The organism is Pararhodospirillum oryzae (assembly GCF_007992075.1).
Taxonomy (GTDB): domain Bacteria; phylum Pseudomonadota; class Alphaproteobacteria; order Rhodospirillales; family Rhodospirillaceae; genus Pararhodospirillum; species Pararhodospirillum oryzae.
In genome coordinates, this window is sequence record NZ_BJZO01000115.1 from 1 (window position 1) to 10,477 (window position 10,477).

The window sequence follows — 10,477 nt, forward strand, 5'->3', positions numbered from 1 at the left end:
GGGGGTGGACGGGGCGGATGGACGGGGGGCAACGGGGGGACCACGGCGCGCGAGGGCACCGCGAGAACACCGGGGATCCCCGGCCCGTGCCCCGTCTTCCCCCGTGGTCAAGCCGCGAAGGCGTCCCAGGCGGGGCTCCTACAGCGTGCCGGGCAGGGCCAGCGGCGGCAGGGCGACGGGCTTGGGCAGGGGGCGCGGGGTCCGGGGCGTTCCCGGGGGCGGGCTCAGGCGCATCCTGGCCGGCCGGGCCTCGCGCGGGGGCGGGGGCAGGGGGCTGGCAAAGGGCAGGCGCGGCAGGCGGCGCAGGGCACTGGCGGCGCTGTCGAGGCCCACCGCCTCGGCCAGGCGGGCCAGCGCGCGGGGCGCGTCGGCCTGGTTGTCGAGAACCCCGGTGATCGCGTCGCCGATCTCGGCCGACAGGGCGGCAAGCTCCGCTTCCAGGCGCTCGGTTTCGGCGACCAGGCGCTCGCGCTCGGCCTCGACCGCGAAGGCGGCGTCGACCAGGGTCATCATCTGGCGGTGGAGCACGGCCACCTGGGCCCGGGCCGAGGCCATCTGCGGCGGCATCAGGGCCGGAGACGGCGCCCCGGAGTCGCGCGCGGCGTCGTCGAGCCGGCGCACGTGCGAGGCCACTCGTGCCGCCAGCGCCTGCCAGAACAGCGGGCGGCTGCCGGCCGCCGGGATCAGCCCCGCCCCGGCCAGGGCTGCCTCGCCGCCTTCCTCGCGTGCGAGGCGGCCCAGGATCGGGGGCAATTCGCACAAAATCGTGGAATCGGGCACGTCGCCGCAGATGGCGACCCAGGTTGACAGCACGGCAGGATGATCGGTCTCTCCCAGGACAACGCGGTCATGCAGGGCCCGCACCAGGCGGGATTCAATAATCTCCAGGGGATCGGGCGCGCTCATCGGGGGGTCTTCTCCAAGAGAGACGGAAGGTCCGGCGTTCCCCCACAGCTATCGTGTCCACCTTGCCGATCCCTTAACGCGGGGACTAGAGTGAGACCCGAAAAGCGCGAACCGCTTTTCGGACAAGTCGAGCGTAAAAACAAAAAGTTAGAGCACCGGGCCGGATTCGGTTCAATGCACGGTGCCTTAAGGTTGCCCGCAGTCCCTTGACGCGCCTGTCGTTGCGCCGCTCCACCGATCCGTGCTCCCCCCTTGTGTTCCGACGGAGACACCGTTCATGCCCCGTGCTCCCCGCCCCGTCGCCCCGAGTCCCGCCCGTGTCGCCGGGACGGCGCGTCTCGTCCCCCTGCTGGAAACGGCCCGGCGCTTGCAAGCGGCCGGGCACTGGCGCGAGGCCGAAGCCGCCTGGCGCCAGGTCCTGGCCCAGGACGACCGCGTGCCCGAGGCCCTGGCCGCGCTGGCCGGCCTGGCCTTGCGGGCGGGGCAGCCCGGAGCGGCGCTTTCGCTGGCGGAGCGGGCGGCCACGCTGGCCCCCGAGGATACCCAGGCCCTGCTGGCGTTCGGCCACGCGCTCCTGGAAACCGGCCGCCCCGGCCCGGCGGCCCAGGTGCTCGACCGGGTTCTGGGCCGCAAGCCCCGTTTGCCCGAGGCCTTGTTGCTGCGCGGGCTGGCCGCCGGCCGGCAAGGCCAGCGCGATCCGGCCATCGACTGGTTTCGCAAGGCGCTTCGCGCGCGCAAGGACTATCCCGAGGCGCACCTGAACCTGGGAACCTGCCTCGCCCAGGCCGGCCAGACCGACGAGGCCCTGCGCCATTTCAACCGCGCCGTGGCCCTGGATCCCCGGGCTCCGCTTGCCCACCTGAACCTGGCCCAGGCCCTGCTGGACGCCGGGTTCCCGGCCCGGGCGCGCGAGCACGCGGCCAAGGCCCGGGCCCTGGGCGGGGATCCGCTGGCGGCCTTGCTGATGCAAGCAAGGGCCCTGGAGGCCGAGGACAACTTTCCGGCCACGCTCGCCACCTGGCGGGCCCTGCTGGCCCTGGCGCCGGCCCATCCGGGCCTGCTCAACGATGCCGCCACCTTCCTGCTGAACGACAACCGCCTGGACGAGGCCGTGGCGTGGCAGCGCCGGGCCGTGGCCCTGCGTCCCGCCGAGGCGGTGTTGCGGCGCAATCTGATCACCGGCCTGATGAGCGCGGGCGCCGTGGCCGAGGCCGAGGAACGCATGAAGGCCTGGGTGGCGGCCAGCCCGGGCGCGCCCCTGGCCTGGCGTCTGCTGGGCGACGTGCGGGTGCGCGCCGGCCGCTTCGAGGCGGCGAGAACGGCCCTGGGCCGGGCCTGGACCCTGGACCCGGCCGACGATTCCCACGCCGTGGCCCTGACCACCACCGGGCGCCTGGGCCCTGAAAACCCCTGGGGCGATCGCATCGCGGCCCGCGCCGGGGCCGCGCAAGCGGCCGGGACCCTGGGCGTCGATCTGGCCTACGCCGCCGGCAAGGTCTGGGACGACCGCAAGGAGTACGATCGGGCCTTTGCCGCCTACCGGGTGGCCAACACCGTGCGCGGCGCCGAAGCCCCCTTCGATGCCGAGGCCCACGACGCCGAGATCTCGGCCCTGATCGACACCTTCACCCCCGCCCTGTTCCAGGATCTGGCCGGGCTGGGGTCATCGTCCGAGGTGCCGGTGCTGGTGGTGGGCCTGCCGCGCTCGGGCACCACCCTGGCCGAGCAGATCATCGCCAGCCACCCCCAGGCCGCCGGCGCGGGCGAACTGACCCATTTCAGTCGCCTGGAAGCGGTGTTGCCGTGGCTGGTCGGCAACGGGCCCGGCGCCGATCCCTATCCCGGGTGCGCGCGGGCCCTGACACCGGCCGCCCTGGATCCCTTCATCGCGCAATACCTGGCGGCGCTGGAACGGGTGGGAGGGGCCCGGGCCCGCCGGGTGGTGGACAAGCTGCCCAACAATTTCCTGCGCCTGGGCCTGTTCGCCCTGGCCTTCCCCAGGGGGCGGGTGGTGCACTGCCGGCGCGATCTCGCCGACACCTGCCTGTCGCTGTATTTTCAGAACTTCATGGGCGGTCATGCCTTCCGCCACGACCTGGCCACCCTGGGCCGCTACGCCCGCGCCCATGAACGGGTGATGGCGCACTGGCGGCAGGTGTTGCCGGTGCCGATGCTGGACCTCGATTATGCCCGCCTCGTCGCCGATCCCGAAACCGAGGCCCGCGCCCTGCTCGCCTTCCTGGATCTTTCCTGGGACCCGGCCGTCCTGGCCTTCCACCAGCGGCGCCAGCAGCCCGTCGCCACCGCCAGCCGCTGGCAGGTGCGCCAGCCGATCACCACCCGCTCGGTGGCGCGCTGGCGGGCCTACGCGGCCCACCTGGGGCCCCTGCTGCGCGAACTGGGCGAGCCCTGGAGCACCGAAGTCGCGCAGTAGCCAGGGGCCAGCCACGAAAAAGCCGCCCCCGGACGGATTTTCCAGGGGGCGGCGGCAGCCAGGAAAGGGGAAGCAGGCAGGAAAGGGGAAAGGGAAAGAGGAAAGTGGGAAGGGAAAGGGGCCTCAGGCGGCGTTGAAGCTGAGGAAGGCGTCCACGTCCATGACCACCATCAGCTCGCCATCCAGGCGAACCACGCCGTTTGACACCGAGCGCCAGCGGGGGTCCATGGTGGTGGGATTGGGTTCGATGCGCGACAGGGGCAGGTTCAACACGTTGCCCACCGAGTCCACCATCATGCTGTAAAGCTCGTTTCCCTGCTCGATGGTCACGCACATGATGTTGGTTTTGTCTTTCTTGGCGCGCAGGCCCAGGCGCTTCCTGACCTCGATCACCGTGACAATGCGTCCGCGCAGGTTGATGGCGCCGGCCACTTCGGGCGGGGCCAGGGGGATGCGGGCGATTTTCTCGGGGATGAGGATGTCTTGCACCCGCTCGACCTGAATCCCGAACAGCTGCTTTTCAACGTAGATGGTCACGAACACCTGCTCGTCCACCGTGGAAAGCGCGGAGGTACCCGACACAGGAGTCAGGGCGCGACTGTCTCGGGCCTGGGTGAGCTGGTTCATGGGAAGGCCTTTCTCAGGTTGCCCCCGCCGGCCTGGCGCCCGCGGATCCGATCATGCAACACGAGTTCTTTTATAGGCATCCCGTTGCAAGCCTTCAAGGCCCTCCTGTGCCTTCGACCGTGGGAGAGGGGCGGTCTTCCCCTGGCTTTTCGTTTGGAATCGTGGAATCAAGGGCCGCCTTTTTGTTTTTGCGTTCCGATCCTCCGAGGGCTTGTCATGAAACTATCGGACCTGGATATTCGCGACGCCCTGGCCGCCGGGCGCATTCTCATTGATCCGCCGCCCGATCCCGAGCGGTTGGGGGCGATGTCCGTCGACTTGCAGCTGGGCGCGACGTTCCGGGTGTTCCAGGCCGGCAAGGCCAGCCATATCGATCTCGCTCCGCCCCCGGGCGTCCACGCGCCCGACCTGGAAGACATCATGGGCACGGTCGAGATCGCCGCCGGCGAGGCGTTCTTCCTGCATCCCGGCGAGTTCGCCCTGGGCATCACCATCCAGCGCGTGCGCCTGCCCGCCGACCTGGCCGGACGCCTGGACGGGCGCAGCAGCCTGGCCCGCCTGGGCCTGATGGTGCACGCCACGGCCCACACCATTGATCCCGGCTGGGATGGCCGCATCACCCTGGAGTTCTTCAACTGCGGGCCGCTGCCTCTTGCCCTGCGTCCGGGCATGCGCATCTGCGCCTTGAGCTTCGAAACCCTGCTTTCGCCCACCTCGCGCCCCTACGCCAGCAGCCCGACCGCCAAGTACAAGGATCAGGCGGCGCCCCTGCCCAGCCGTCTCGACCGCGAACCCGGCGCCTTGTAGGCGCGATCCGGGGGCCGGGCGCGCGCGCCGGGGGCGTCACGCGATCGGGTCCATCTCGTCGCCCCCCAGCCCGAAGCCGCCGCCGCCCGGGGTTTCCACCACCAGGGTATCGCCGGCGGCCAGGGTGACCCGGGTGGTGCCGGGCAGGAATTCCAGCTGACCGCCCACCCGTTCCACCCGGTTGACGCCAGCCGCGCCCGGCTGGCCGCCGGCCAGGCCGTGCGGCGGGTGGTTGCGGCGATTCGACACGATGGCGGCGGTCATCGGCTTGCGGAAACACAACCGGCGGATGACCCCGTCGCCGCCCCGGAAACGGCCCTCGCCCCCCGACCCCCGGCGCAAGGTGAAGGCATCGACCAGCACGGGGAAGCGCCGTTCCAGGATCTCGGGATCGGTCAGGCGGCTGTTGGTCATGTGGGTGTGCACGCCCGAGGCCCCGTCGTGGTCCGGTCCCGCGCCGCCGCCGCCGCACACGGTTTCGTAATACTGCACCGTGTCGTCGCCGAAGGTGATGTTGTTCATGGTGCCCTGGCTGCCGGCCATCAGGCCAAGGGCGCCATAGAGGGCATCGACCACCATCTGGCTGGTTTCCACGTTGCCCGCGACCACGGCGGCCGGGGCCACCGGGTTCAGCAGACAGCCCCGGGGCACGATCAGGGTGATCGGCTTCAAGCACCCTTCGTTGAGCGGAATCGGCACGTCGACCAGCGTGCGCAGCACGTACAGCACCGCCGCCCGGGTGACGGCCAGCGGCGCGTTGGTGTTGCCGCTGGTCTGGGGCGAGGTGCCGGTGAAATCGATCACCGCGCGCCGCGCCGTGGGATCGACGCGCACGGCGACGCGGATCAGCGACCCGTCATCCATCGGGGTTTCAAAGGTGCCATCGCGCAGGCCCACCAGGGCGCGGCGGATCATTTCCTCGGCGTTGTCCTGGACATGGCCCATGTAGGCCCGCACCGTCTTGGGGCCGAACTCGGCCATCAGGCGGTTGAGTTCGGCGATGCCGGCTTCGTTGGCGGCGATCTGGGCGCGCAGGTCGGCGAGGTTCTGGTCGGGGTTGCGCGCCGGCCACGGCCCGGCCTCCAGGCGCGCGCGCGTTTCGTTTTCCAGGAAGCGCCCCCCCCTGACCAGGGGCACGGCGTCGAGCAAGATCCCTTCTTCGGCCACGGTCTTGCTGTCGGGAGGCATCGAGCCCGGCGTCAGGCCGCCAATGTCGGCGTGGTGGCCGCGACTGGCCACCCAGAACAGAATGTCGCCCCGGTGGAAGTAGGGGGTGACCACGGTCAGATCGGGCAGGTGGGTGCCGCCGTTGTACGGCGCGTTGGTCACGAACACATCGCCCGCGCCCATGGCCCCCAGATGAGCGGCGCGGATCGCGCGCACGCTTTCGCCCATCGAGCCCAGGTGCACGGGCACATGGGGGGCGTTGGCGACCAGGGCGCCCCAGGGGTCGAAGACGGCGCACGAAAAATCCAGGCGCTCCTTGATGTTGACCGAATGGGCGGTGTTGCGCAGCACCGCGCCCATCTGCTCGGCGATCGCCATGAAGCGGGCGTTGAACAAGGCAAGGCGCAGGGGATCGGCCCCGGTGCCCACGGTGGGCCGGACCGGGCGGGCGCCCCGGCGGACCAGTTCCAGGATTCCGCCGGGCATCACCCCGGCCTGCCAGGCGGGATCAACCACCGTGGTCGCCCCGGTTTCCAGGATCAGGGCCGGCCCCGGGATGACCATGCCCGGTTCCAGGGCGTCGCGGGCGTAAACCCGGGCCGGGTGGCGCACGCCGGCCGCGTGCAGCCCCACCACCGCCAGCGCCGGCGGCGGGGGCACCGGCCGCGCGGCCCGGGCGGCCGGTGCCGGGGAGGGGAGGGGGGCGGCCCCAAGGGGCGCGGCCCCGTCCTCGGCCGGGGCGATGGCCTCGGCGATCACGGTGGCGATGACCAGCGGGCGATCAAGCACAAAGCCGAACTGCCGGCGGTGCTGCTCCAGGAAGGCGTGGGTCATGGTTTCGATCGAGCCGGCCGCGACCTCCAGGGCGGTATCCGACCCGCCATAGCGGATCTGCGCGCGTCGTTCGATGCGAACGGCGTCCAGGGGGGCGCCTTGCAGGGCCAGCGTCTGGCGGCCCTTGGTTTCCAGCCGCGACCACACCGAGAGCAGGGCCTGATGGGCTTCGGCGTCCAGGGGGATTTCCAGGCTCTGCTCGTTCATGGCGCGCAGATCGGCCAGCCCCATGCCCCACGCCGACAGCAACCCGGCCAGGGGATGCAGCACGATGCGCCCGATCCCCAGGGCATCGGCGACCAGGGTGGCGTGCTGGCCGCCCGCGCCGCCAAAGCAGCACAGGGCGTAGCCGGTCACGTCGTGGCCCCGGGCCACGGTCAAGGTGCGGATGGCGCCCGCCATGTTCTGGACCGCGAGATCAAGCACCGCCTCGGCGATGACCTCGATCGGGCGGCTGTCGCCCATCTGGCGGGCAAGGGTGGTGAAGGCCTGGACCGCCGCCTCGCCGTCCAGGGGCTGGTCGCCGTCGGGGCCGAACACGGCCGGGAAATACTCGGGCTGCACCCGCCCCAGCACCACGTTGGCGTCGGTGACCGTGGGCGGCCCGCCGTGGCGGTAGCAGGCGGGGCCGGGCATGGCCCCCGCCGACTGGGGGCCCACGGTCAGACGGGTGCCATCGAAGGCGACCACCGAGCCGCCCCCGGCGGCCACGGTGTTGATGTGCATCATGGGCACGCGCAGGCGCACGCCGCCCACCCGGGATTCAAACACGCGCTCCAGGGCGCCGGCGTAGTGGCTGACATCGGTGGAGGTGCCCCCCATGTCGAAGCCGATCACCCGGTCGGCCCCGGCCTCGGCGGCGACCCGGGCGGTGGCGATGACGCCGCCGGCCGGCCCCGAGAGCAGGGCGTCCTTGCCCTGGAACTGGCCTGAATCGACCAGGCCGCCGTTGGATTGCATGAACAGCAGGCGGGTGCCGTTCAGCGCCATGCTCAAGCGGTCGATATGCTGGCGCAAGGGGGGCGACAAGGTGGCATCGACAATGGTCGTGTCGGTGCGGCCCACGAAGCGGATGAGCGGACTGACCCGGTGGCTGACCGAAATCTGGGTGAAGCCGATCTTCTGGGCGATGGCCGCCGCCTTTTGTTCGTGCACGGGGTGCAGGTAGCCGTGCAGGAAGGAAATGGCGCAGGTGCGCAAGCCGTCGTCGAAGGCGGCTTGCAGGGCATCGCGCAAGGCCAACTCGTCGAGGGCCTCCAGGACATGCCCCTCGACCGTCAGGCGCTCGCGAGCCTCGATCACCCGTTCGTGCAGCAGTTCGGGGAGCTTGATGGCACGGGCGAACAGGTCGGGGCGGTCCTGGTCGCCGATGCTGGGCAGGTCGGCGAACCCCCGCGTGATCACCAGAACGGTCCGCGCCCCCTTGCGCTCCAGCAAGGCGTTGGTCACCACCGTGGTGCCCATCTTGATGACCTCGATCGCGTTTTCGGGCAGCTCGGCCCCGGGCGAGAGATCCATCAGGCGGCGGATGCCAGCCAGGGCGGCATCGGCGTACAGGCCGGGATTGTCCGACAGCAGCTTGCAGGTATGCAGGTTCCCCCAGGGATCGCGCGCCACGATATCGGTGAAGGTGCCCCCGCGATCGATCCAGAATGCCCAGCGTCCAGGGGCGGGGCCGCGTGTCGGAACTGGGGTCATGGGCCGTTCTCCCTGTGGGGGGGCGCACGCACCGGCTTGCTGGTGGCGCGAACGCGGGGATCGTGCCCTTCAAGGTAGGGCAGTTTGGAGCGTCTGCGAAGAGCCACCAGCGAGAAGATAAAGCGGTTTTCCTGACCGGTGGGAGGGAGTACAGTCCGCTTTCCTTTTCCCCCCCCCTCATGGCCGAGCGACGCGACAATGGCGGAACCTCCTTCCGAACGGATTCTGATTATCGATTTTGGCTCCCAGGTGACGCAGCTGATTGCGCGCCGGGTGCGGGAAAGCGGCGTGTATTGCGAAATTCATCCGTTCAACGCGGTGAGCGAGGCCAGCGTGCGCGCCTTCGCCCCCCGGGGCGTGATTTTGTCGGGGGGGCCTGCGTCGGTGATCGGCACCGGCTCGCCCCGCGCGCCCGAGGGCCTGTTCACCATGGGCCTGCCGGTGCTGGGCATCTGCTACGGCCAGCAAACCATGGTCGCGCAGTTGGGCGGCACGGTGGAAGCCCCCGACCACCGCGAGTTCGGCCGCGCCTTCATTGACGTCACCGCGTCGTGCCCCCTGTTCGAAGGGGTGTGGGCGGCGGGCCAGCGCGAACAGGTGTGGATGAGCCACGGCGACCGGGTGATCGCCCTGCCGCCCGGCTTCCAGGTGGTCGCGACCAGCGAGGGCGCGCCCTTCGCCGCCATCGCCGACGAGGCCCGGCGCTTCTATGGCGTGCAGTTCCACCCCGAGGTCGTGCACACCCCCCACGGCGCCCAGTTGCTGAAAACCTTCACGCACCAGATCTGCGGCTGCGCGGGGTCGTGGACCATGGCCACCTTCCGGGCCGACGCCATCAAGCGCATTCAGGCTCAGGTCGGGCGCGGCCGGGTGATCTGCGGCCTGTCGGGGGGCGTGGACAGCTCGGTGGCCGCCGCCCTGATCCACGAGGCGATCGGCGAGCAGCTGACGTGCGTTTTGGTCGATCACGGCTTCATGCGCCAGGGCGAGGCCGACGAGGTGGTGGCCGTGTTCCGCGACCGCTTCAATATCCACTTGGTCCACCGCGAGGCGTCGGACCTGTTCTTGTCGCGCCTGGAAGGGGTGACCGACCCCGAGGCCAAGCGCAAGATCATCGGCGCCACCTTCATCGACGTGTTCGAGGAAGAGGCCAGGCGCGTGGGCGGCGCCGACTTCCTGGCCCAGGGCACGCTGTACCCGGACGTGATCGAAAGCGTGTCGTTCGCGGGCGGCCCCAGCGTGACCATCAAGAGCCACCACAACGTGGGCGGCCTGCCCGAGCGCATGAACATGGCCCTGGTCGAGCCCCTGCGCGACCTGTTCAAGGACGAGGTTCGCGCCCTGGGCCGCGAACTGGGCCTGCCCGAAACCATGGTGGGGCGCCATCCCTTCCCGGGGCCGGGCCTCGCCATCCGCATTCCGGGCCAGCCGCTGACCCGTCCGCTTCTGGACCTGCTGCGCAAGGTCGATGCCATCTACCTCGACGAAATCCGCACGGCGGGCCTCTACGATGCCATCTGGCAGGCGTTCGCGGTGCTGCTGCCGGTGCGCACGGTGGGGGTGATGGGCGATTCGCGCAGCTACGACTACGCCGTGGCCCTGCGCGCCGTGACCTCGACCGACGGCATGACCGCCGACTACTACCCCTTCGACCACGCCTTCCTGTCGCGCGTCGCCAACCGCCTGATCAACGAGGTCAAGGGCATCAACCGCGTGACCTACGACATCACCTCGAAGCCCCCCGGCACCATCGAGTGGGAATAAGGGGGCGGCAAGGCTGTTTTTGGCGGCGGGCACCTGGAGGCTTTCCCTGGGGCTCCGCCCCAGGCCCCGCTGGGGCCGGGAGGCCCCAGACCCCTGTCCTTGATGGGGGGCGGCACGGCAAGCCCTGCTTTTTTGAAGCCCGCGTTGGTCGCGGGCTTTTTTTGTGGGGATTTCGCGTTCGCACGGCGGGCGAAGAGGGGCGGGAAGAAGGCGGATAATACCAACGGTTGGAACTGATGA

6 protein-coding genes are annotated in these 10,477 nt (G+C 70.6%); 3 read left to right on the forward strand and 3 right to left on the reverse strand.

Going from position 1 to position 10,477, the window contains the following annotated elements; translation table 11 throughout:
* Positions 1–138 precede the first annotated feature (138 nt).
* Positions 139–906 (reverse strand): hypothetical protein, encoded by a 768-nt coding sequence (locus ROR02_RS14965; protein WP_174823038.1) that lies wholly within the window; start codon positions 904–906, stop codon positions 139–141.
* A gap of 277 nt (positions 907–1,183) precedes the next feature.
* On the opposite strand from ROR02_RS14965, the gene ROR02_RS14970 reads away from it, so the two are divergent.
* Positions 1,184–3,340, forward strand: a complete 2,157-nt coding sequence (locus ROR02_RS14970; RefSeq protein ID WP_147164851.1) for a tetratricopeptide repeat-containing sulfotransferase family protein — start codon at positions 1,184–1,186, stop codon at positions 3,338–3,340.
* A 123-nt stretch (positions 3,341–3,463) separates the two neighbouring features.
* Here ROR02_RS14970 and ROR02_RS14975 read toward each other — a convergent pair whose 3' ends face one another.
* Entirely contained in the window at positions 3,464–3,967 is a 504-nt protein-coding gene (locus ROR02_RS14975; protein WP_147164852.1) for a chemotaxis protein CheW, read from the reverse strand.
* A gap of 216 nt (positions 3,968–4,183) precedes the next feature.
* Between ROR02_RS14975 and dcd the strand changes: the two genes are divergently transcribed.
* Positions 4,184–4,774 (forward strand): dCTP deaminase, encoded by a 591-nt coding sequence (gene dcd / locus ROR02_RS14980; protein WP_147164853.1) that lies wholly within the window; start codon positions 4,184–4,186, stop codon positions 4,772–4,774.
* Positions 4,775–4,810: 36 nt separating this feature from the next.
* On the opposite strand, the gene ROR02_RS14985 is transcribed toward dcd, so the two are convergent.
* Positions 4,811–8,473 carry a hydantoinase B/oxoprolinase family protein gene (locus tag ROR02_RS14985; RefSeq protein ID WP_147164854.1) on the reverse strand — a complete coding sequence of 1,221 codons (3,663 nt, stop codon included), beginning with the start codon at positions 8,471–8,473 and terminating at the stop codon, positions 4,811–4,813.
* Positions 8,474–8,671: 198 nt separating this feature from the next.
* Between ROR02_RS14985 and guaA the strand changes: the two genes are divergently transcribed.
* Positions 8,672–10,237, forward strand: a complete 1,566-nt coding sequence (gene guaA, locus ROR02_RS14990) for a glutamine-hydrolyzing GMP synthase (protein ID WP_147164855.1) — start codon at positions 8,672–8,674, stop codon at positions 10,235–10,237.
* The last annotated feature ends 240 nt before the right edge of the window (positions 10,238–10,477 follow it).

Bases quoted from the DNA above. Each gene is read 5' to 3' on its own strand.
- dcd (WP_147164853.1), top strand. From the start codon at position 4,184: ATGAAACTATCGGACCTGGATATTCGCGACGCCCTGGCCGCCGGGCGC.
- ROR02_RS14975 (WP_147164852.1), bottom strand. From the start codon at position 3,967: ATGAACCAGCTCACCCAGGCCCGAGACAGTCGCGCCCTGACTCCTGTG.
- ROR02_RS14970 (WP_147164851.1), top strand. From the start codon at position 1,184: ATGCCCCGTGCTCCCCGCCCCGTCGCCCCGAGTCCCGCCCGTGTCGCC.
- guaA (WP_147164855.1), top strand. From the start codon at position 8,672: ATGGCGGAACCTCCTTCCGAACGGATTCTGATTATCGATTTTGGCTCC.
- ROR02_RS14965 (WP_174823038.1), bottom strand. From the start codon at position 906: ATGAGCGCGCCCGATCCCCTGGAGATTATTGAATCCCGCCTGGTGCGG.
- ROR02_RS14985 (WP_147164854.1), bottom strand. From the start codon at position 8,473: ATGACCCCAGTTCCGACACGCGGCCCCGCCCCTGGACGCTGGGCATTC.